The 23,572-nt window shown below is 33.5% G+C and carries 21 protein-coding genes and 1 other RNA gene; 17 read left to right on the forward strand and 5 right to left on the reverse strand.

The genetic code is table 11. The annotated features are described in order from the left end of the window. The coding region (locus tag RWZ86_RS01750) for an IS3 family transposase (protein ID WP_314679560.1) at window positions 1-160 on the forward strand (160 nt) is incomplete at its 5' end. 228 nt (window positions 161-388) lie between these two features. On the opposite strand, the gene RWZ86_RS01755 is transcribed toward RWZ86_RS01750, so the two are convergent. Further along, complete coding sequence (locus RWZ86_RS01755) at window positions 389-1,030, reverse strand: SAP domain-containing protein (protein ID WP_314679489.1); 642 nt, start codon at window positions 1,028-1,030, stop codon at window positions 389-391. 254 nt (window positions 1,031-1,284) lie between these two features. After that, entirely contained in the window at window positions 1,285-1,389 is a 105-nt protein-coding gene (locus RWZ86_RS08240; RefSeq protein WP_314255900.1) for a putative holin-like toxin, read from the reverse strand. Between the two features lie 468 nt (window positions 1,390-1,857). Here RWZ86_RS08240 and ffs point away from each other — a divergent pair. From ffs to recR, 5 genes are all read left to right on the forward strand, one after another. After that, window positions 1,858-1,957, forward strand: an RNA gene (gene ffs, locus RWZ86_RS01760) — signal recognition particle sRNA small type. 73 nt (window positions 1,958-2,030) lie between these two features. After that, window positions 2,031-4,175 carry a UvrD-helicase domain-containing protein gene (locus RWZ86_RS01765; protein ID WP_314679491.1) on the forward strand — a complete coding sequence of 715 codons (2,145 nt, stop codon included), beginning with the start codon at window positions 2,031-2,033 and terminating at the stop codon, window positions 4,173-4,175. 100 nt (window positions 4,176-4,275) lie between these two features. Then, complete coding sequence (dnaX, locus tag RWZ86_RS01770; protein WP_314679494.1) at window positions 4,276-5,997, forward strand: DNA polymerase III subunit gamma/tau; 1,722 nt, start codon at window positions 4,276-4,278, stop codon at window positions 5,995-5,997. A gap of 12 nt (window positions 5,998-6,009) precedes the next feature. Beyond that, window positions 6,010-6,327 carry a YbaB/EbfC family nucleoid-associated protein gene (locus RWZ86_RS01775; RefSeq protein WP_314679496.1) on the forward strand — a complete coding sequence of 106 codons (318 nt, stop codon included), beginning with the start codon at window positions 6,010-6,012 and terminating at the stop codon, window positions 6,325-6,327. Between the two features lie 17 nt (window positions 6,328-6,344). Then, on the forward strand, window positions 6,345-6,941 hold the full coding sequence (gene recR, locus RWZ86_RS01780; protein WP_314679498.1) for a recombination mediator RecR: 597 nt from the start codon (window positions 6,345-6,347) through the stop codon (window positions 6,939-6,941). A 194-nt stretch (window positions 6,942-7,135) separates the two neighbouring features. Here the strand turns inward: recR and RWZ86_RS01785 are convergent, their stop codons facing one another. After that, a complete protein-coding gene (locus RWZ86_RS01785; protein ID WP_314679500.1) occupies window positions 7,136-7,888 on the reverse strand; it encodes a DeoR/GlpR family DNA-binding transcription regulator in 753 nt (250 codons plus the stop codon). Window positions 7,889-8,316: 428 nt separating this feature from the next. Between RWZ86_RS01785 and RWZ86_RS01790 the strand changes: the two genes are divergently transcribed. The 10 genes from RWZ86_RS01790 (at window position 8,317) to RWZ86_RS01835 (ending at window position 20,819) form a co-directional block, all read left to right on the forward strand. Next, the gene (locus RWZ86_RS01790; protein ID WP_314679502.1) at window positions 8,317-10,083 is read left to right on the forward strand and encodes an L-fucose isomerase; all 1,767 of its coding nucleotides are present in this window, start codon (window positions 8,317-8,319) and stop codon (window positions 10,081-10,083) included. Window positions 10,084-10,096: 13 nt separating this feature from the next. Then, complete coding sequence (locus RWZ86_RS01795) at window positions 10,097-10,393, forward strand: PTS sugar transporter subunit IIB (protein ID WP_314354804.1); 297 nt, start codon at window positions 10,097-10,099, stop codon at window positions 10,391-10,393. Window positions 10,394-10,397: 4 nt separating this feature from the next. Beyond that, window positions 10,398-10,769 carry a PTS lactose/cellobiose transporter subunit IIA gene (locus RWZ86_RS01800; protein ID WP_314679505.1) on the forward strand — a complete coding sequence of 124 codons (372 nt, stop codon included), beginning with the start codon at window positions 10,398-10,400 and terminating at the stop codon, window positions 10,767-10,769. Beyond that, window positions 10,762-12,258 carry a sugar ABC transporter ATP-binding protein gene (locus RWZ86_RS01805; protein ID WP_314679507.1) on the forward strand — a complete coding sequence of 499 codons (1,497 nt, stop codon included), beginning with the start codon at window positions 10,762-10,764 and terminating at the stop codon, window positions 12,256-12,258. Before RWZ86_RS01800 ends, RWZ86_RS01805 begins: the two co-directional genes overlap by 8 nt. An 18-nt stretch (window positions 12,259-12,276) precedes the next feature. Continuing rightward, window positions 12,277-13,260 (forward strand): ABC transporter permease, encoded by a 984-nt coding sequence (locus RWZ86_RS01810; RefSeq protein ID WP_314076841.1) that lies wholly within the window; start codon window positions 12,277-12,279, stop codon window positions 13,258-13,260. Window positions 13,261-13,334: 74 nt separating this feature from the next. Next, a complete protein-coding gene (locus tag RWZ86_RS01815) occupies window positions 13,335-14,414 on the forward strand; it encodes an ABC transporter substrate-binding protein (RefSeq protein WP_314679509.1) in 1,080 nt (359 codons plus the stop codon). Between the two features lie 26 nt (window positions 14,415-14,440). Beyond that, a complete protein-coding gene (locus RWZ86_RS01820) occupies window positions 14,441-15,931 on the forward strand; it encodes a rhamnulokinase family protein (protein ID WP_314679510.1) in 1,491 nt (496 codons plus the stop codon). Beyond that, entirely contained in the window at window positions 15,925-16,347 is a 423-nt protein-coding gene (locus RWZ86_RS01825; protein ID WP_314679512.1) for an RbsD/FucU domain-containing protein, read from the forward strand. Before RWZ86_RS01820 ends, RWZ86_RS01825 begins: the two co-directional genes overlap by 7 nt. A 63-nt stretch (window positions 16,348-16,410) precedes the next feature. Next, the gene (locus tag RWZ86_RS01830) at window positions 16,411-17,562 is read left to right on the forward strand and encodes an iron-containing alcohol dehydrogenase (RefSeq protein ID WP_314679514.1); all 1,152 of its coding nucleotides are present in this window, start codon (window positions 16,411-16,413) and stop codon (window positions 17,560-17,562) included. 194 nt (window positions 17,563-17,756) lie between these two features. Next, window positions 17,757-20,819: a polysaccharide lyase 8 family protein gene (locus tag RWZ86_RS01835; protein ID WP_314679515.1), complete on the forward strand. Its 3,063-nt coding sequence runs from the start codon at window positions 17,757-17,759 to the stop codon at window positions 20,817-20,819. 98 nt (window positions 20,820-20,917) lie between these two features. Here the strand turns inward: RWZ86_RS01835 and RWZ86_RS01840 are convergent, their stop codons facing one another. Then, window positions 20,918-21,592 carry a DUF6287 domain-containing protein gene (locus RWZ86_RS01840; RefSeq protein ID WP_314679517.1) on the reverse strand — a complete coding sequence of 225 codons (675 nt, stop codon included), beginning with the start codon at window positions 21,590-21,592 and terminating at the stop codon, window positions 20,918-20,920. Window positions 21,593-21,708: 116 nt separating this feature from the next. Then, on the reverse strand, window positions 21,709-21,957 hold the full coding sequence (locus RWZ86_RS01845; RefSeq protein WP_314679520.1) for a hypothetical protein: 249 nt from the start codon (window positions 21,955-21,957) through the stop codon (window positions 21,709-21,711). A 150-nt stretch (window positions 21,958-22,107) separates the two neighbouring features. Between RWZ86_RS01845 and RWZ86_RS01850 the strand changes: the two genes are divergently transcribed. After that, window positions 22,108-23,562, forward strand: a complete 1,455-nt coding sequence (locus tag RWZ86_RS01850) for an amidase (protein ID WP_314679523.1) — start codon at window positions 22,108-22,110, stop codon at window positions 23,560-23,562. The last annotated feature ends 10 nt before the right edge of the window (window positions 23,563-23,572 follow it).

Raw genomic sequence — 23,572 nt, forward strand, 5'->3', positions numbered from 1 at the left:
TTATGGATTTGAAAAGGAATTTAAGTCTCTTGACGAATTAGAGAAAGCTATTATCAATTATATTGATTACTACAACAATAAACGTATAAAAATTAAATTGAATGGACTGAGTCCTGTAAATTATAGAATAGCTTATTCAAACTATGCTAGTATTGCATAACTAGTAAATTTATTTGAAAGTTAAATAATGTATCCAAGAAAAAAACGCGCCAAAAATTTTGGCGCGAACCCCCTAGGGGGTTATTCATACATTTTGTTTTATGAATCAAAAAGAGACGACTTAAGTCGTCTCAAAAAAAGTCTAACTTTTTGGGGTCACTTCATTAGGTTACTCACCGTTTTTTGTTTTTACTACCGCTCTCTTTTGTAATTAACTATTCTATTTTATTTAATTCGATGAACTAGAACCTGATTTCTTAAGGTATTCCGTTACTTTGTGTTCATATTTTTTTAAAAGTTCTCTTGTGTAAATTTTTTTATTTGTCGAATTTCTAACTTCTTTCCAAAGAATCGATGCAACTTTTAATTTATTAGAATAAAAATTGCCACATTCATCTAAGCAAAAATCTTTTAAAAACTGATTCCATTGACAAGCTGAACTATCATATTGAGCATAATCTGATTCACCATAATATATTTTAAGCATATCTTGAATCGTGAAGTTGATGTCTTTTTCTCTTTTTACTTTTCGCCAAGCTGTTGCCATATCAGCACTAAATTTAAATGGACTAATCCCTGTTACAGATGAAAAATAATCTCGAAATTTTTGATTGAAAGAAAAACCACAGTAAAGTAATGGAGTTTCCAAAGTTATAACTTCGACTTGATTTTTGGTTTTGTTGCTCACTCTTTTTTCTATTTTATTTCCTAAAAAATATTGATGAATTATATCATTCAATTCTTGCTTCGTACCTCTATACTCTAATCCAAGGGATTTACAAATTTGTGATAGTTCTTCTCGGTACCAATAGTAACAATTAAATTCTTCAAATGAATGGATATCTTTAAAGTTAGGTCTTTGTACTTTCATATGAACTCCTTAATCAATTTACTTATTCATTATTATAAATGTAATGAGTAAAAATGTACATTTTAGGTAATTGAACAATCTGAACAAATGTGAGGAAACTTGGATTTGCGAAGTTTGCAATTCGTTTTCTTTTTGGTATAATGAAGACACAAAAAGAGCCGAGCTGCAACTCGACTCTGATTTAGACCGTTGAAAAGACGGTGGCTAATTAGGATGAAATAACATCACTCAATCAGGCAAAGTTATGAGCGGTGTTATTTTTTTGTTTTCATATCTATTAATTTAACAATAAGTGATACTAATGCAACTAGTAAAGTCGCAAAAGAACACACTAATGTCAAAGCTTCATAGACTGACAAAATACAACCTCCTTTCGATAGATTTTAAACAGATGCTCATAAGCATCACCTACCTTTATAGAGATTGCCACCGCTTTAAAACTTTCTACGCCGAGAGTGTACCATAAACGAAATGAAAATAACAGTGAAATGTGTAAAAAATCACGTTGTTATAATAATATTCTTTTGGTTATTTTTACTTGTATTTAATAAGGTAAAACTGCTAATTTTTCAAGAGTTAGACAGCTTAATTTTTACGTGATATAATATTTTACGAAAATGTAGTGCGCTAGCACAGCAAAGTCTCTAAGGAATGTCAGTTCCCTAGGGACCTTTTTGTTATTTTTAGCCTTTGTCGTTGCTTTCTATCTACTTATACATGTAATGTTACTTCTATGATTCAGGACATTCTTACTTGTGTTTGCACTTGAAAACTATTTTCTTTGCACTGTTGCAATTTTCAGGAAAATAAAGTATAATAGTATCTGCCGTTAGGCCATATGGCAATAGCGAACATATGAATCGAGTCAGGTCCGGAAGGAAGCAGCTATAAGTATCGTTCGTTATGTGCTGTATGTACATAGAAGAAATTACAGGCTGGGGCTAGTGTTCCAGCCTGTTTTTATAAGTAAGTATTTTGGGATAGATGGAGGAGCTCTCTAGTGAAAAATAAAGGGTTCAAAGAAGAAGAAAAGCACTTAGTAGAAGTTCAATCAAAATTTGATGCAAAAATACAATCTGAAAAACTAAGATTAAAAGATGAAAATTTAGATCAGCAACGTCAAGATTTTATTGATTTTTCAATTCACCAATTAGAAGATCAAAAAGAATCTCCGTATTTTGGAAGAATTGATGTTCAATTTGAAGGTGAACCAGAAGTTGAAAAAATGTATATTGGTTCGTCAACATTTTTTGATGAAGAGAAACAAGTGCAAGTATATGATTGGCGCGCGCCAATTGCCAGTTTATTTTATGAAGGAACATTAGGAGATTTAACGTATCAAACTCCTTCAGGAATTCAACATGGTCAAGCCTTTTTAAAACGTGATATTGTGATTAAAAAAGGGAAAATTCAATCGGTTTATGATGTAGAAAATGAAGAATCATTATTAATGGAAACGTTAAGTGCACCTACGAATCGTGATGGACATTTAGAAGGAATTACTGCGACGATTCAAAAGGAACAAAATGAAATTATTCGTCATAAACAAAAAGACTGGTTAATCGTTAATGGTTGTGCAGGTAGTGGGAAGACAACGATTTTATTACAACGTATTGCATATTTGATGTATCAATCAAAAGATCAAAACCATAATGATATGTTGTTGTTATCACGTAACCAATTGTTTGCCAAATATATTTCACACGTTATTCCGAATTTAACAGGTAGTGAATTATATCAACAAACATTAGCGCAACATACAGTAGAATTGTTTAAGAAATTTTTCTTAAATAAAACAAGTATGTTAGTACCAACTAAAACAAGAAGAGCATATTTAACAGATAGTGAGTGGGCAGCTTTAATTACTGAGCAATTGCCAGCTTTATCGGTAGCTAATTTACATTTCCGTCCGATTTCAATTAAAGGATTTAGAATTTTTGGTGAAAAAGATTATCAAAAAATCATCGAACAAGTAAATCCAAAATTGACGTTATATCAACAATTAGTACAAATTCAGGAAGTGTTAGAAAAGAACTTGAAACGTCGTTTAAATCGTTTCTATGTTTCTGAAGTTGCTAAACGTGTCTATGAAGATATGTCACCAATGCAAATTGAAGTATTGATGAAAAATGAAGAATTTAATAGTGAAACAGAATATTATCAAATGCTAGGACAACGAGTATTTGAAAAACAATCATTAGAAGCAGAGCAACAAGTAGAAATGTTTGCTTTTGTGAATTTTGCAAAACATTTACAGGACTGGATGCCGCTAGCTAAACAGCGTAGAGAAGAGTTAGGAAAAGTAGATAATGCTCAATTACCTTTAAAAGATACAGGTGAAGGACGTCTTCAAGTAACAGCAGAAGGAGTAAGAGTGTTACTTTACGTAGCAACAATGATTGCTCCAATTCGTGATTATCAAGGTTATACTCACTTGTTCATCGATGAAGTTCAAGATGTATCATTATTATTTATGGCAGCTTTATCCAATTATTATTTCCGCGCGAAATTTACCGTAGTAGGAGATACATTCCAATCATTCTCAACAGCTACAACGATTTTCTCTTTAGAAGAACGTCATCCAGAATTAGTAGTAGCCTTTTTCAAAGAACGTGTATTAGAGCATCGTTCATTAGAAATTAGTTACCGTTGTACCGCGCAAATTACTCGCTTTGCCAATGGTATTTTAGGATGGGAATTAGATAAAAATGTCTTCCCACGTACGGGTGAAGAAGTTGGAGTATTTGTCGATGAAGAACCTTCCATTGAACGTTTGAAGAAATTAGTCGAAGAAACTCCTGAATGTTATCATACTAATGCTATTTTCTGTCGTACAATGGATGAAGCGAAAGCTTTACAAAAAGAGTTAGTTGAGTATGATGCTGAATTATTAGAAGATACAAGTGAATCATTAGGTAGTCGATTAGTAGTAACAACGATTGAAGTTGCTAAAGGATTAGAATTTGACCAAGTATTTGTTTGGCAAGCTACAAAAGATCGCTATGCAACGATGAAAGAACGTTTTATGTTCTATACAACTTGTACTCGTGCAAAACATCGCTTGAATATTTTTACGACTCCAGAGGTGACAAGTTTTATTGCAAACTCTAAAGCACCGATGTCTGTTTTTGGAACATTCCGGTAGTCAAATGTCATAAAAAAATGTAAAATAGTAAAGGATAGAAAACATAACCTACGATTGTAGCGTTGTGTTTTCTTAGTATAAAGTCAAAAGGAGAAGACCGATGGCTTATCAAGCGTTATACCGAAAATGGCGACCACAAAAATTTGAAGATATGGTGGGACAAACTGCAGTTACGAAAACGTTGAAAAATGCAATTATCCATCATAAAACGAGTCATGCGTACTTATTTACAGGTCCAAGAGGAACTGGGAAGACAAGTGCGGCAAAAATTTTTGCGAAAGCTATTAATTGTTTAAATCCTCAAGATGGAGAACCTTGTAATGACTGTTTATTATGTAAAGGTATTACAGAAGGAACCATTGGGGACGTTATTGAAATCGATGCGGCGAGTAATAATGGGGTAGAAGAAATTCGTGATATTCGAGATAAGGCTCGTTATGCTCCAACTCAAGCGACGTATAAAGTTTATATAATCGATGAAGTGCATATGTTATCGACGGGAGCATTCAATGCTTTATTAAAAACATTGGAAGAACCTCCTAAAAATGTCATTTTTATACTAGCGACAACTGAACCACATAAAATTCCAGCGACGATTATTTCAAGAACACAGCGATTTGATTTTAGAAGAATTACGAATGATGAAATTATTCAAAGACTTCGTTATATTTTAGAACAAGAAGGAATTGTGTATGAAGAAGAAGCTCTAAGTGTCATTGCTCGTTGTGCCAATGGTGGAATGCGTGACGCATTAAGTTTATTAGATCAAGTCATTTCATTTAGTGATGACAAAGTGAGTTTTGAACAAGCCATTCAAGTTTCTGGAAGTTTAACGGATGATTTAATGATTGAATTTGTTCGCTTATTGACTCAACAACAAGCGCAAGCTGCTTTATTACAATTGCAAGACTTATTATTGTTAGGAAAAGAAGCATCTCGATTAATTGAAGAATGGCTAGAATTTTCTAGAGATTTATTAGTAGCAAAACAAACGGGAGATATGATTGGTAGAAGTGAAGCTTTTGTATCATTTGCAAAAGAAGTCGAAGAAGCCTTTTTATATCGCTTTATGGATGCTTTAAATCAAACGCAACAAGAAATGCGATTTACGACAAAACCAACGATTAGCCTAGAAGTCTTTACGATTAAAATGGCACAACCTGTAGTAGCAATAGCCGGGCAAGCAGCACCAGCTAATCAGGAATATCTCTCACAATTAGAACAACAGTTACAAAGTTTGCAACAACAGATGTCTCAATTATTACAAGGACAAGGTGTAGTAGTTCCTAAAAAAGTGACATCAACTCCACAAGCTAAATCAAGTACGTATAAGCCAAATATTGGTGAAGTTTATAAAGTATTAGATGCTGCAACTCGTAAAGATTTAATTTTTATTCGAGAATTGTGGGGAGATTTATTACAAATGCTTTCGACCACTCAAAGAGCGCTATTGAAAGCAAGCGAACCTGTAGCGGCCAGTCCAAATGGCTTTGTCTTAAAATTTGATTATGAAATTTTATGCCAAAGAGCACAGGAAAGTGTAGAACTTCATGAAGATATTGCTCGTCATTGTCAAACATTAGCACAGTATCCTGGAAATTTTGTCAGCATGACAGGAGAACAATGGGCACAAATTCGACAAGATTATTTACGAGATAAGAAAGAAAAACAAGAAGCAGAAGGTGTGACTCATGCAACAGAAATGGAAGAGCAACCGACTGATGAAGAAGAAAAAAACGAAGTAGAACAATTAGTTCAAAATACAATTGATTTGTTTGGAGAAGAAATTGTTCATATTTCAGAAGAAACAGAAAACAATTAAGGAGGAATCAACATGCGTGGAATGGGAAATATGCAAGGTATGATGAAACAAATGCAAAAATTACAAAAACAAATGGCACAAGCTCAAGAGGAGTTAAACCAAACAGAATATGTAGGAAGCTCTCAAAGTGACTTAGTACAAGTGACAGTGAATGGAAAACGTCAAGTACTTTCTGTATCAATTAAACCAGAAGCTGTGGATGGTGACGATGTTGAATTATTACAAGATTTAGTATTAATGGCAACAAATCGTGCGTTAGAACAAGCTGAAAAAGCAAATGAACAAACAATGGGACAATTTACTAGAGGATTAAATATCTCTGGATTTTAATGGGTTGAGGTGAGAGGATGCAATATCCAGAACCAATTGCTCGATTAATGGATAGTTATATGAAACTACCTGGAATCGGGGCAAAAACAGCAGCTCGTCTTGCTTTTTTCAGCATGGAAATGCCAGAAGAAGAAGTGATGAATTTTGCCAATGCACTCATTAGTTGTAAACGAGATTTAACGATGTGTTCTGTTTGTGGAAATATTACGCAAGAAGATCCTTGCGAGATTTGCCAAGATGCTTCTAGAGATAGAACAAAATTACTAGTTGTTGAAGACAGTCGTGATGTGATGAGTTTAGAGAGAATGAAGGAATATAAAGGTTTGTACCATGTTCTTCATGGTGTTCTTTCTCCAATGGAAGGAACTGGACCTGATGATATTAATGTGGCTTCTCTTATTCAGCGTCTTCAAGATCCTACTGTAGAAGAAGTAATTATTGCGACGAATGCAACTGCAGAAGGTGAAGCAACAGCGATGTATTTATCTCGTTTAATTAAACCAGCTGGAATTAAAGTGACGCGTTTAGCGCATGGTCTTGCGGTTGGTAGTGATATTGAATATGCAGATGAAATGACTTTATTCAAAGCGATTGAAGGACGAAGAGAGCTGTAAAAATGTTATATAGATACGAATAGACTTCCCGGTTATAGTAGCAGAAGGACGGCAGCATAAAGCGTGTTGTCTTATGCCTATGCTACTATGGGAAGTCTTTTTGTGTTTTCTTTTTAGAAACTAAAAAATCCTTTTTTGTATTGAAAAACCAAATACAAAAAAGGTCAAAGATTTTTATAAAGATTTCATAGCTACTACCAAAGAATTTCGCATTCTTTATTAACAGTGTCTTGGAATGAATCAACAGGTGCTTCATTTGTAATAATATAGTCAATCACATTATAATTAGCTAATTTAAAATAGTGACTTGTATTAAACTTTGAAGAATCTGCTAATAATACTGTAAGGTCTGCATTTGCAATCATTTGTTGCTTTAATAAAGCTTGATTATGGTTTGCTTCATAAGCGCCGAAACGATCAAGACCTCTACAACTCATAAAGCAAATATCAGCATGAAAATTATTGATAAAATGATTGGCAAAATCTCCCAATGCCGAATTAGTCCCATAATCAATATGACCACCGCAGAAAAATAATGTAATATTATCAAAATTATTTAGTTGCCGAGCTATCTCTAGTCCATTTGTAATGATACGTAAATTTTGTAAGTTTGCAAAATATGGAACAAGCATCGCAGCTGTTGAAGAACTATCAATAAAAATTGATTGATTATCAGTTAAAAAAGTTGAAGCTGTTTCAGCGATATTTTTTTTCCCGAAAGTTTCTTCTTGTTTTCGACATTCATAAGTATATTCAACATTATTTGTTGTAACCAGTCTGACCTCCCCATGAGAACGAATAATCTTCCCATCTTTTTCTAATTGAATTAAGTCCCTCCTTAAGGTTGAAGTTGAACAATACATAAGAGATTCCAATTGAATCGTAGATATCATTTTTCTCTTCGATAAAATATCTAGGATTTTGGACATTCTTTCGTAAGACACCATAATTACCCCTCCTGATATAGTACACCTTGAACAATTATGAATACTTTTGAACAAATTATAGCACAATATTTGAAGAAATTCCAATAGCGCTTTCATATATTGTATACGCTTTCTAATGTTGGTATTATTAAATCAAGAAAAAGAGGATACTATTATGACATTTGATGAACAAGTAGTTTAAAAAATCGAATTTATGATATTTACGCTAAAAGGTATGATTAGCAAGAGTTGTACAACAGATTAAAATATCTCTATTCGATTTGATGATTATTCCATCATCGTAACGCCAACAGGTATCAATAAAATTAAGGAGGGTGCAATTCTTAAAACAAATGTTTTAAATGGTAGGAAATTATAAAAAATAGTCAGACATTCAGAATATGGATTAAAGAATACTGACAAAAGGTAAAACAAGGAGGAAGGAAAAAATGATACAACATCCACGTATCGGGATTCGTCCTACGATTGATGGCCGTCGTCAAGGGGTTCGCGAATCTTTAGAAGTACAAACAATGAATATGGCCAAGAGTGTAGCAGTTTTGCTAGAGTCAACATTGAAGTATCCGGATGGACAACCTGTTGAATGTGTGATTTCACCATCAACAATTGGACGTGTACCAGAAGCAGCAGCTTCACATGAATTATTCAAAAAATCAAATGTTTGTGCAACAATTACAGTAACTCCATGTTGGTGTTATGGTAGTGAAACAATGGATATGTCGCCAGATATTCCACATGCTATTTGGGGATTCAATGGAACTGAAAGACCAGGAGCTGTATATTTAGCAGCAGTTCTTGCTTCTCATGCTCAAAAAGGAATTCCAGCATTTGGTATTTATGGTAAAGATGTTCAAGAAGCATCAACTACAGAAATTCCAGAAGATGTAAAAGAAAAAATCTTACGTTATGCTAGAGCAGCTCTTGCAACAGGATTAATGAGAGATACAGCTTACTTATCAATGGGTAGCGTATCAATGGGTATTGGTGGTTCAATCGTAAATCCTGATTTCTTCCAAGAATATTTAGGAATGCGTAATGAATCAGTAGATATGACAGAATTTACTCGTCGTATTGACCGTGGTATTTATGACCATGAAGAATTCGAACGTGCTCTTGCTTGGGTAAAAGAAAATGTTAAAGAAGGATTTGACCATAACCGTGAAGATTTAGTGTTAAGTCGTGAAGAAAAAGATAAACAATGGGAATTTGTTATCAAAATGTTCATGATTGGACGTGACTTAATGGTTGGTAACCCTCGCTTAGCTGAACTAGGTTTCGAAGAAGAAGCTGTTGGTCACTATGCTTTAGTAGGTGGATTCCAAGGTCAACGTCAATGGACAGACCACTTCCCTAATGGGGACTTTATGGAAACATTCTTAAATACTCAATTTGACTGGAATGGTATCCGTCGTCCTTACATTTTCGCAACTGAAAATGATGCATTAAACGGTGTATCAATGTTATTTAATTACTTATTAACAAATACACCTCAAATTTTCGCAGACGTTCGTACTTACTGGAGCCCTGAAGCAGTTGAACGTGTAACAGGACATAAGTTAGAAGGTCATGCAGAACATGGATTCTTACACTTAATTAACTCAGGTTCTTGTACTTTAGATGGAACTGGTCAAGCTACTCGTGATGGCGAAGCTGTAATGAAACCATTCTGGGAATTATCTCAAGCTGAAGTGGATGCAATGCTTGAAAATACTGATTTCCCAGCAGCAAACAGAGAATACTTCCGTGGTGGCGGTTACTCAACTCGCTTCTTAACAAAAGGAAATATGCCTGTAACAATGGTTCGCTTAAACTTATTAAAAGGTGTAGGACCAGTATTACAAATTGCTGAAGGTTACACATTAGAATTACCAGAAGAAGTTCACCATACATTAGATAACCGTACAGATCCAGGTTGGCCAACAACATGGTTTGCTCCTCGCTTAACAGGAAAAGGTGCATTCAAGTCTGTATACGATGTCATGAACAACTGGGGTGCTAACCACGGAGCAATCTCTTATGGACATGTTGGTGCAGATTTAATTACATTAGCTTCTATGCTACGTATCCCAGTAAATATGCACAATGTACCTGAAGAAGATATTTTCAGACCAAAAAATTGGTCATTATTCGGAACAGAAGATTTAGAATCAGCTGATTATCGTGCCTGCCAATTATTAGGTCCAATTCATAAATAAAAGGGGTATTAGTATGACAAAAACAATTATTTTAGCCTGTGTTGGTGGTTTAACAACAAGTATGTTAGTAGAAAGAATTCATGAAGTGATTTATCGTGATAAATTAGATTATTCATTCTATTCAGTCGGAATTACAGGTGTTGATAATTTAAAAAATGTAGATGTTCTACTTTTATCACCTCAATTAGCTTATCTTGAAGAAAAAGCAAAAGCAAACCTTGATATTCCAGTTGCCGTAATTTCAGATGAAGACTTTGAAAATATGCGTGGAGAAGAAGTTCTTAAACAAGGTATTGAATTATTAGGATAAGCCTATGAGTGATACTAAAAAAGCAGAAACAGGACGATTGATGCAACTTATAGTAAAAAGTAGTAAAGTGACAACTTTAGCAATGCAATCCATGAAGAGTGCTCTTGCAGGTGATATATCATCTGCAAGAGAATTACTCGATGAAGCCAAAGCTAGCGGAGTAGAAGCTCACAATATTCAAACGGAAATGATTCAACTAGAAATTAAAGGAGAAGCAAGTGCTCCAACATTACTAGCTGTACATGCACAGGATCATTTTATGAATAGTCACTTACTCGTTGAAATGGTTGGCATCATCGTTGAACAACAAGCACAAATGAAAGCGCTCCAAGAGCGCGTTATAAAACTGGAACAGGTAGGTGAAACGCATGAGTAATCCAGTTATTCTTGAAATGAAGGGAATCGTTAAAAGTTTTGGCCCCGTAAAAGCTTTAAAAGGTGTAGATTTCGACTTAAGAGCTGGAGAAGTACACGCCCTAATGGGTGAAAATGGTGCAGGAAAATCCACATTAATGAAGGTTCTTACAGGGATTCATAAACCAAACGAAGGAACGATTCACTATAACGGAAAACAAGTGGAATATTCAAAACCAAAAGAAGCAATGGATGATGGTATTGTTATCGTTCACCAAGAATTAAATATGATGAATGATTTAACAGTAGCACAAAATATTTTCATTGGTCGTGAAGAAATTAGTCAAGGTTTATTTATTGATGATAATGCAGCTAATAAGAAGGCAAAAGAATTATTTAACTTGTTAAAACTGGATATTAATCCACAAGAAAAAGTGGGTCATTTGACAGTAGGGAAACAACAAATGGTTGAAATTGCGAAAGCGTTATCGATGGATGCTAAAGTAATCGTATTCGATGAACCAACTGCAGCTTTAACAGAATCAGAAATCAATGAATTATTCGTAATTATTGATGATTTACGTCAAAAAGGTGTAGGAATTACTTATATTTCCCACCGTATGGACGAAATTGCTCGTATTACTGACCGAGTAACAGTTATGCGTGACGGTGAATATGTCGGAACAGTGAATACAAAAGATACAACTAAAGATGAAATTATTGCCATGATGGTAGGACGTACAATTTATGAAGATCCAAAAGCAGCATCAGCAGTTTCAGAAGATGCACCAGTAGTCTTAGAAGTTGAACATTTAAATGCAGGAAGTTCTGTAAAAGATGTAAGCTTTGTTTTAAGAAAAGGAGAAATCTTAGGATTCTCCGGTTTAATGGGGGCAGGGCGTACAGAAGTAGCTCGATTATTATTCGGTGCGGACAAAAAAGATAGCGGTACCATTAAGATTAATGGTAAAGAAGTTGATATTAAAAATCCTCAGGATGCTATTCGAGAAGGTATTGGATATTTATCAGAAGACCGTAAACGTTATGGATGTATCGTGGATATGACAATTGCTAATAATACAGTAATGACAAACTTAGATAAATATGTTCATAGCTTCTTAATTAATGATTCAGAAATTGTAACCGCAAGTGATAAATTTGTTAAATCATTAAGAACAAAAACACCATCCTCAAAACAATTAGTTCGTAACTTATCAGGTGGTAACCAACAAAAAGTTGTTATCGCAAAATGGTTAGAACAAGACAGTGATATCTTAATCTTTGATGAACCAACTCGAGGAATTGACGTTGGTGCCAAAAGTGAAATTTATACATTGATGAACGAGCTAGTTGCTCAAGGAAAATCAATCATTATGATTTCTTCAGAATTAACAGAAATATTACGTATGAGTGACCGTATTGTTGTTATGTGTGAAGGACGTAAAACAGGAGAACTTGACATTAGTCAAGCAACACAAGAACGTATCTTAGCTTTAGCTACAGATCGATAATTGAAGAGGGGTATAAATATGGAAGAGAGAAACTCCATCTGGACTAAACTAGTAAAAACAGTTGGGCTACAAAAATTAATCGCAATAATCGCATTGATTGTTATTTTCGGATTTTTTGCAATCTCAAGTGAATCATTCCGTTCATTTGATACAGCAGTCAGCATCTTAGATGCATCGTATTACATTGGGTTTTTAGCTATTGGGGTAACATTCGTTATTATTACTGGTGGGATTGACTTATCTATCGGTACTGTAATGATGTGTGCTGCTATTACTGGTGGTGTGCTCCATACAAAAATGGGTTGGCCTTTATGGTTAGCACTTTTAGCAATTTTAGTGATTGGAGGTGTATTCGGATTATTCAACGGAGTATTGATTGCGAAATTTGGGTTACCACCATTTATTGCAACACTTGGTACAATGATGATTTCACGTGGTTTAAGTTCAATCGTATCTAATGTACAAAGTATTACTTTCCCATTACGTGGAACAGGTGAAGGCTGGTATAAAGACTTATTCAGAACGCAAGATAATCTTCCGACAGGGTTGATTGTACTGATTGTTGTAGCACTTTTAGCAGCAGTTGTATTAAATAAAACAAAAGTTGGTCGTTATATTTTCGCAATTGGTTCGAACAAAGAAGCTACAAGACTTTCTGGGGTTAATGTAATCAAATGGGAAGGTACAGCTTATGTGATTAGTGGATTATTAGCTGGTTTAGCTGGTATCGCTTATGCAGCAACTTATTCAACAATTCTACCTGGTACTGGTAACGGTATGGAACTTGATGCAATCGCAGGGGTAGTAGTTGGTGGTACTTCATTAGCCGGTGGTGTTGGTTCAGTAATTGGTACAATTATTGGGGTATTCATCATGTCAGTATTGAAGATTGGTTTACCATATATCGACTTACAACCACACTATCAATTATTCATCACAGGATTTGTCGTAATTGTAGCAGTTTACTCTGATATCTTAATCCGTCAAAATAAGAAAAAATAAGCGTTAAAAAGAATTGAGTGTTTCAAAATTTTAATATTCATTTCTAAGGAAATGGATAAAAGGAGAGAAATCTTATGAAAAAATCATTGAAATTTGCAATTGCCACTTTTGCTTGTGCTTCTGCAATCTTAGCAGGCTGTTCATCTAAATCAGGTGGTGGATCAGCAGCAGGATCAAAAGGTGGAGATTTTAAAGTTGAAGTAATTGCGAAAGGTTTCCAACATGACTTTTGGAAAGCAGTTAACAAAGGTGCTTCAAAAGCAGCAGATGAATTAGGTGCTAAAATTACATTCGTAGGACCTCAAAATGAAACAGCGATTGCTGAACAATTAGAACAATTAAATAACGCAATTAACAAAAATCCAAAAGCTATTGCATTGGCAGCTTTAGATACAGAAGCTGAATTAGATGCAATTAAACAAGCTCAAAGTAAAAATATTCCAATTATCGGGTTTGACTCAGGGGTACCTGGTGCACCAGAAGGAGCTATTAAAGCAACAGCTTCAACTGATAACCACGCTGCTGGGGGAAATGCTGCAGAAAACTTATTCAAATTATTAGAAAATAAAGTTGGAGATAAAAAAACTCGTATTGGGGTTGTTTCTCAAGAAGTAAACTCTCTATCAATTACTCAAAGAACAAGTGGTTTCATTGATAAAATGGTTGAACTATTAGAGAAAAAAGGTATTAAAACAGCTGTAGTTGGACATGACAAATTCAAAAACAATGTTTCTGAAGCAGATGCAAAAGTTGTCATTGAAGTTCGTGTTCCTGCACAAGTAGATGATGCTGCTGGTAAAACAGAAGCTTCAACAGTGTTAGAAAAAGAAGATACTATTGCAGTTTATGGTTCAAATGAATTTGCTGCTAAAGCAATCATCAACGCAAACGGTGGTTTCAAAGAATCTAAACTAGGTAAAGATAAAATCTTAGCTGTTGGTTTTGACTCAGGTGCTTTACAACAAGATGCTATCCGTAAAGGTGTCTTTGTAGGTTCAGTTACTCAAGACCCAGTTCAAATTGGTTACCAAGCTGTTAAATTAGCAATTGCTTCAGCTAAAGGTGAAACAGTTAAAGACGTAGATACAGGTTCTAAATGGTATGATGCTTCAAATATCGATAAAGAAGAAATCAAAGCATTATTATATGAATAAAATATAAAGAATATGGAGGAAAAAGCATGAGCTTAATGAAAGTGTTAGCTATTGATTTAGGAGCAAGTTCAGGGCGTGTCATGCAAGCCGTTTATAATGGCAGCTCCCTCCAGTTATCAGAGGTTCATCGGTTCAAAAATGAGCCGGTGAATCTTAACGATGGATTGTATTGGAATTTGTTACACCTATTTGGTGAAATCAAACAAGGAATTAAAAAAGCTTCAAATGATTCTATTCCGATTCGTTCCATTTCTGTTGATACATGGGGAGTGGACTATGCATACTTAGATCACAATGGAGATTTGCTCTATCAACCGCATTGCTACAGAGATAATCGAATGGGGCGTTATGAAGAATCGTTCTATCAATTAATTTCAAAAAATGAATTATTTAAGAAAACAGGAGTTCAACCTGCAACGTATAATACAATCTTGCAAATATATTCAGATTTACAAGAAAAACCACAGCTAAAAGAAGTCGTACAAAGAGTTTTGTTTATCCCAGATTTAATTAATTACTTATTAGCGGGTGTTCTTGCAAACGAATATACAATCGCAAGTACGAGTGGTTTACTCGATATTTTCACACAAGAATTTTCAGAAGAAATTTTTGAAAAGCTAGGAATTCCAACCAAATGGTTCTCATCACCAGTTAAAAATGGTTCTGTATTAAGAGATTTATCACCAAGAATTGTTCAAGAATTAAAAGTTGAACCGTTTAAAGTAATTGCAGGAGCTGGACATGATACAGCTGCAGCAGTTTTAGCAATTCCTTATGAAAATGAAAAAGGTACTGTATTTATTTCATGTGGTACTTGGTCGTTAGTAGGAATTGAGTCTGATAAACCAGTAATTACAGATGAAGCATTCGAATCAGGATTAACCAATGAAGGATGCTTCGATGGTAAATACAGATTACTTCAAAATACAACTGGCATGTGGATTATCCAAGAATTACAACGTGACTGGAGAAGTCAAGGTGAAGAAGTAAGCTTTGCTGAAATGGTACAATTAGCTGAAAAAGTAACGGATAATCAAACATGGATTTATCCAAACGATCCAGTATTTGCTTCGCCAGGAGATATGGAAAGTAAAATCAAAGAGTTTTGTAAAGTAACAGGACAGACTGTTCCTCAAACAAAAGGACATATTGTTCGAATTGTAATTGAAAGTTTAGCATTAACTTATTTAGAAACAATTGAGCAATTAGAAGACTTAACAAAACAAGAAATGACAACCGTACAAATGGTAGGTGGAGGAATCCAAAATAAACTATTATGTCAAATTACTGCTAACTTCACCAATCGTCTTGTTATTACAGGGCCAGTAGAAGCAAGTGCATTAGGAAATATTCTTTCCCAATTATTGACATTAGAAGTGATTCATTCACGTCAAGAAGCACAAAATCTTATTAAAGCTTCGGAAGTTGTGACTCGTTATGAGCCTCAATCTGTTGAAGGATTTTCTAACATTCAACAAAAATTCAAACAAATTAAGAAAGGAATTTCATCATGTTAAAACAAATTCCTAAAATTTTGAGTCCTGATTTAGTGGCATATTTAATGGAAATGGGTCATGGTGATGAGCTGGTAATCGCGGATGCGAATTTTCCAGCTCACCGCATTGGGCAACGTGTAGTTCGTATGGACGGACATGGCGTTCCGGTTGTTTTAGAAGCCATTTTAAAATTATTACCATTAGACACATATAGCTCATATCAAGCAGGATTAATGCAAGTAGTGCCGGGAGATACAACAGTTCCAGTTATTTGGGACGAGTATAAAAAATTATTAGAAGAAAGTCATCCAGGTGCAGCAATTAAAGAATTTGAACGTTTTGAATTTTATGATCAAGCTGAAAAAGCATATCTAGTGATTCAAACAGGAGAAAGTGCCTTGTATGGCAATATTATTCTGAAAAAAGGTGTTTTATAGGTATAAGCACTGATTAAATAATAAAAAAATGAAAATTATTTATATATTAAGGGGAGAAACATTATGTCAACATTTTATGTACCAGCAATTAACTTAATCGGAAGAGGAGTAGTAAACGAAATTGGATCTTATGTAAAAGACCTAGGTTATAATAAAGCTTTATTAGTAACGGATAAATTTATCCAATCAAGTGAAATTCTTCCTAAAGTTACAAAACCTTTAGATGAAGCAGGAATTGAATATGTTGTTTATTCAGATGTAGAACCTAACCCAACTTGTAAAAACGTAACAGATGGTGTTAGCGCATTAAAAGAAAACAACTGTGACTTCATTATTAGTTTAGGTGGTGGATCACCACAAGATGCTGCAAGCTGTATTTCAGTTATCGCAACAAATGGTGGAAAACCTCAAGACTATGAAGGATTACACAAATCAGCTAAAAAAGGTTTGCCAGTAGTAGCAATTAACACTACAGCAGGTACTTCAGCAGAAATTACAATTAACTACGTTATTACTGACGAAGAACGTAAAGTTAAAATGGTAATGGTTGATAAAAATAGTTTAGCATTAATCTCAGTTAACGATCCAGAATTAATGGTTTCTAAACCAGCTCCATTAACTGCAGCAACAGGTATGGATGCTTTAACTCACGCTGTTGAAGCATTAGTAACACCAGGTGCTTATGGAGTAACTAAAAAATTATCAATTGGTGCAATTGAATTAATTAAAGAATACTTACCACGTGCTGTAAAAGATGGTCATGATATCGAAGCTCGTGAAGGCATGGTAAATGCTATCTTCTTAGGTGGTATGTCATTCAACAACGCAGGTTTAGGTTATGTTCACTCAATGGCTCACCAATTAGGTGCTGTTTACAAATTACCACACGGTGTATGTTGTGCAATGTTATTACCAGTTATTGAACGTGAAAATGCTAAACGTGTTCCTGCAGCATTCCGTGATGTAGCTAAAGCTTTAGGATTAGATCCAGCAGGTAAATCAGATGAAGAATGTGCAGCTTATGCAATTAAAGAAATCGAAACATTATCTGAAACTGTAGGTATTCCTAAGAAATTAACTGAATTAGGAATTGAAGAAAAAGACTTTGATTTCGAATATCTATCTAAGAATGCGTTAATCGATGCTTGTGCACCTGGTAACCCATTCATGCCAACATTAGAAGAAACAATTGCTTTCTATAAAGAATTATTCTAATGAATAACAAGTTTTAAATCTTAATGTCCCTTTTATAGGGGCATTTTTTAGTTTTAAAAAAAGTTAAAAGTATATTGTATAGAATGATAAGAAGATAGAGTAAAAAAAATTAACTGTTTATAAATAGAATATTTTCTGTATAATACTTTCATAAGGTTAATAGTACAAGTTTAAATTGGGAAAGGATAATTATAATGAAAAAAAGTAAAGTGTATTTTTTGGTATATTGTTTTGTAATGATATTTCTATTAGCTATTGTCAATTATAAGCAAGTATTTGCGGAAAGTATAAGTAAACAATCTATTAATCTTGTCAGAAATAGTACGTTTAACAAAGAAAAAAATGATAAAAATAATTGGGAAGGAAATCCTTTAACAAATTGGAAGGATTCGTTGATTTCAAAAAGTATAAGTCATTTATTTCCTAATATTAGAACTTTAGTAGAATATGATGAGAAGAATAATGCTGAGTCTATAGATATAAAGGGAATCCAATTTGAAGAATCAATTACATTAAATAGTAAAAAGCGTTGGTTATTAAATTCAGAGTACACATATAAAATAAGAGATAAAGTAATTGCTTCAGTGGAAGATGGATTTATTACTCCTAGAAGAATGGGAAGAACAGAATTAATAGTTAGTTCTCCAGGAAGAAAAGATAAAATAGTAACATTAGTTGTTGAGAAGGATAATCAAACTTTTCTCCAACTCTTAAAAAAATGGAATTCGATTATTTTAGGTCTAGACTATTTTAATATTGAGAATAGTCGTATGAATAAGATATATGAACAAAATGAAAAAGAGGTAACAAAATTTCTTGAAAAAATCCAGAAAGATGATAAGAAAATTTGGGATGATTTAGCTGATTATTCAAAATCAGCTAATTTAACGAAAACGTATCGTCGTCTTGAACAAATCGCAAAATCAGTTACAAACCCAAAATCTAAATACTACAATGATAAGGAAGTTATAAATATAGTAAAACGTAGTATGAAGTTAATGGAAGATAATTATTATAATGAAAACACTGAATCAAATGGTAATTGGTGGGATTATGAAATTGGTACTCCTAGGGCTATTAATAATATTTTAACCATTATGAATCAATATTTTAGTAAAGAAGAAATTGTGAAACTATTACGTCCAATTTCTAAAATGGTACCTAATCCTTCGAAAATAATGGTAAGCCAAAACAGAGGGAAAAAAGCTGTTGGAGGAAACCTTTCTGATTTAGGAAAAGTAAAAGTTATTGAAGGAATTTTATTAGAGGATAATGAAAAATTAGAAGTAGCGATTAATACTGTGAGTAATGTCTTAGAGGTGGTTTCTGAAGGAGAAGGATTTCACTATGATGGTTCGTATGTAGATCACACCAATATAGCGTATACAGGAGCTTATGGGAATGTTTTAATAGATGGATTCTCTCAATTACTTCCAGTTATCCAAGCTAGTCCTTATAAAATTGAACAAAATAAACTAAAAATTTTATATAACTGGATTCATGAAAGTTTTCTTCCGTTAATTTATAGAGGCGAATTGATGGATATGACAAGAGGAAGATCGCTTAGTAGAAAATCTCAATCTGACCATACTGCTGCAGTTGAAGTATTAAGGGGGATTTTGAGAATTGCTGAAGTAAGTGAACCATCTGAAAAAAATAAATTACAAGAAATTGTAAAAAACATTATTCAATCAGATAATTATTATGATACATTCTTATCGTTAAAATCATTCTATGATGTGTATCTTTTTGAAACTCTTTTATCGAATAATATGGTGCGAGAAATTGAAAGAAATACTTATTTGAAATTGTATAATGATATGAATAAAGTTGCATACTACAATAAAGAACGTGGCTTTGCTTTTGGGATTAGTATGCATTCTGATAAGATTCAAAATTATGAGTTTATGAATAAGGAAAATGCCAAAGGATGGTATACAAGTGATGGCGTTTCTTATTTATATAATGATGACTTAAGTCATTTTAGTGATGATTACTGGGCTACAGTTGATACGTATAAGTTGCCTGGGATAACAGAAAATAATAAAGTAAGAGAAAAAGGTATAGGAATGACAACAATGAAAAATTCATTTGTTGGTTCTACTTCTTTAAATCAAAAATTCGGAACAGTAGCAATGGATTTTTCAAATTTAGATAATACAATGAGTGCTAAAAAATCTTGGTTTATCTTAGGAGACCGACTAGTATTCTTAGGTTCGGGAGTAAAGGATGCAAGTGGCACAAATGGATATACTGTTATTGAAAATAGAAAGATTAAACGAAGTTCTAAAAATTGTAGTATGGAGAAAGAAGATTACAAGGTAATTGTGGATGGTAAAGAGAAAACAGTAGATAGTAATGAAATGGAATTACAAGTAAATAATATTTTCCTAAAATCTTCCAATAAAGAAATGAATATTGGATATAAATTTTTAAACACTACTTCATTAAATCTGAAAAAAGAAACAAGAAGTGGTACTTGGAAAGATATTAATGAAACTCAAAGTAATGAGAATGTAGAAAATACATTTTTAACAATTGTACAACCACATGATATGGTTAGAAACAGTTATGCGTATGTTCTTTATCCTAATAGAGATGATAAAGAATTTGAATCTGAAGTAAATAAAGAAGATATTACAGTAATTGAGAATTCAGAAAATAGTCAAGTTGTTTATGATAAATCAAATAATATTTATGGAGTTGTTAAATATGATGATTCTGAGTTGAAGTTGGAAGACGATCTTGTATTAAAAGAAAAGGGAATATATACAATTCAAAAAGAATTAAATAAGATTAAAGTGGCATTTTTAGATCCCACTAATAGTAATGCTCAATTAAATGAATTAAAGGTAAATCGATATGTGTTAAAACAAGTAATTGAACCATCTGTGGAAGATCGAGTAAGATATTTGACTTATGAATTAAAAATAGTTGAAAAATTAGAAAATAAGAGTGAAATAAAAGATATTTCAAAGACTGTTATGAATAAAATTAATCATCAAGAATCAAATGCTGTAGTTGTAAGAGAACAGAGTAATAAATCAACCGAGGTTGTTACAAATAATCAAAAGAATAATAGTAATTCTAAAATTTCCCAAAAGATTACCCTAGAAAAAAGTAATAACTCAAAAATTAATACTACAATTATTCTTAAGGACTACAGGGCATTAGAATATAATGATGAAATTACTCTCAAAGATAGTAGCTATTTAAAAAAGAAATTCATAATTATTCAAGATAATATTAGTAAATAAAAATAGTACTAAGCGTAGTTAGAGATTAGAGAATATTATTATAAAAAATCATGACTAACCGTAAAAACGGTGGTCATGATTTTTTGTTAAAATTATAGTTAATCATCAATTCGATAATGGAATTCGTAATCGAATCTTGGAAATTGTTGTCCGGCAAAAATACGGTCTTTATCTGTTTTTATAGGATCTACAAATGTGTCATTTTGAGATGCTACCATTGGAACTCCACCTGGGATAATATAAACAGCTGCACCACCAACTGGAGAATTCTTAGGACCATATCCACCAATTAATGTACCTTTATATTCCTTGAAATAAGATAATTTCATCTCATAATTTTCATCTACAAGACCTTTTTCATCAAAAATAAAGGTATGCCCAGTACCGTCTACCCAAGTACCTTTCAGGCTAGAATAATCTCCATTTTGAATGGCTTGAAGATTTAATTTAGCTTTTGCCATTTCTTTTTGCTTCTCAGGAGAAGTGATATACCATTGCACTGGATACCAGTCTTTATCTGGGATATTCAACTCTGGAGCTATTCCTTCAATAGTATCTGGAGTTGTTCCTTCTTTGACACGCTCTAATGCACTTCCAGCTTCATTCCATTTGTAATGCGCATATAGGTGGTCTTTAGCAGAACCAGTTCCAATATAAGTAAAGCTTCCATCTTCTCGTGGGAAGATATTCATTCTTTCTCCGATAAATCCTAATTGATTGTCTGCATTTGTTACTCGAACAACTTTTCCATCAACGATGGTACGAATATCCAAAATCGTATGTTTATTGTCTCGTGAAGTAGTTGCAACTAATAATTCATCTACTCCATTTTTATCGAAATCATATAAAATATATGAAGCGCCTTGTAAATAGTGATTCGTTTTTGCGATTAAAAAATAAACGGATTAATATTATCCTGATTGAAAGAACCACTCTCTTTTTTCAAAGCTTCTTTATAGTCTTGAAGAACAGTGTTGTATAACGTATAGTCAGCAACATGTTTTGGTGCAACCGTTGTTTCTTCTACAGTTGTAGTCGTTGCTTCAGTTGTTGAAGAGGTTGTGGTTTCTTGTTTTTGGCAAGCTGTTAATAAGCTAATAGAGATTCCCAAACCTAGTAGCAAATGAGATTTTTTCATAAATTGAACTCCTTTTTTCTTAATTTGAATTTAGTATAACAAAGGAGTTGTTTGTTTTTCAAAAGATATCTTAAAATACGATTATTATAAGGTTTACGAATAGAAAACAGGCGTGTACAATAAAGAAGAATGAATGGAAGGAGGATAAATATGCAAGAGTTTAAAGATGCAACAGCGATGGCACAAGCCGTTCGAAATGGAGAAGTTTCTTCTGTTGAATTAGTTCAAGATGCCTTGTTTAAAGTGAAACAATTGAATCCAACTTTAAATGCTGTCGTCCATTTGCAAGAAGAAAGAGCAGTAAGAGAAGCTCAGTCACGCAATTTTAGTGATCAGCCATTTGCAGGTGTTCCTTTATTATTAAAAGATTTAGGGCAATGTCAAAAGGGAGAACCTTCAACGGCAGGTTCACGTTTATTTAAAAATATCCTTCAACAGCATCAAGATACATTAGTCACTAAATTAGAAGAAGCAGGATTTGTTATTATTGGTCGAACAAATACACCAGAATTTGGCTTTAAAAATATGACAGAACCAAGTTTATGGGGAGTTACTTCAAATCCTTATGATGTTAGTCGTAATGCCGGTGGGTCAAGTGGTGGTGCTGCTAGTGCGGTGGCGAGTGGGATGGTTCCAATTGCGATGGCAAGTGATGGTGGAGGATCTATTCGAATACCAGCTAGTTTTACTGGTTTAATAGGATTAAAACCAAGTCGTGGTAGAATACCTGTTGGTCCAAATGGCTATCGTGGTTGGCAAGGGGCTTCTGTGAATTTTGCCTTAACGAAAACCGTTCGTGATACAAGAAGATTATTAGAAGTGTTGCAAGTAGAACAAATGGAAAGCCCGTTTATACTACCAAAATTATCGAAACAGCAACTATTTGCATCCATTGAACGACCACTAAAAATTGCATTCATAGAAGATTCGCCAATTGGAAACAAGGTCGAAAACTCCGCAAAAAATGCTTTGAATCGAGCTGTAAAATTTTTACAAGAAAAAGGACATCATATTGAAAAAATTCAATGGCCCGTAGATGGAATCGAAGTGATGAAAAATTACTATATCATGAATAGTGTGGAAACAGCTGCGATGATGGATGGGATTGAAAAAATGCTACAACGTCCACTTACAAAAGAGGATATGGAATTAATGACATGGGGCATTTATCAATCGGGACAACATATTTTAGCAAAAGAGTATAGCCAAGCATTGAACCAGTGGGATTATTGGACAAAACAAATGCAAGAGTGTCATGAAGAATATGATTTAATCCTAACGCCATGTGTGAATGATGTCGCTCCAAACCATGATCAATATCCAATGAAAGAATCTATTCGGGTAGCGTTAGAGTCTATCGAACAATTTTCAGTAACAGAACAGCAAGAAATTATTTGGAAAATGTTTGAAAAAACATTAGAGTTAACACCCTTTACGCAATTAGCAAATATTACTGGACAACCAGCGATTAGTCTGCCAATTTATTGTACACAAGAAGGATTACCAGTTGGAGTACAAGTGATGGCTGCCAAAGGACGAGAAGATTTATTATTACAAATTGCAGAAGTTTTTGAACAAGAACATCAATGGAATCGAAAAGATTAAGGAGGAATTA

The organism is uncultured Granulicatella sp. (genome assembly GCF_963545075.1).
Taxonomy (GTDB): domain Bacteria; phylum Bacillota; class Bacilli; order Lactobacillales; family Aerococcaceae; genus Granulicatella.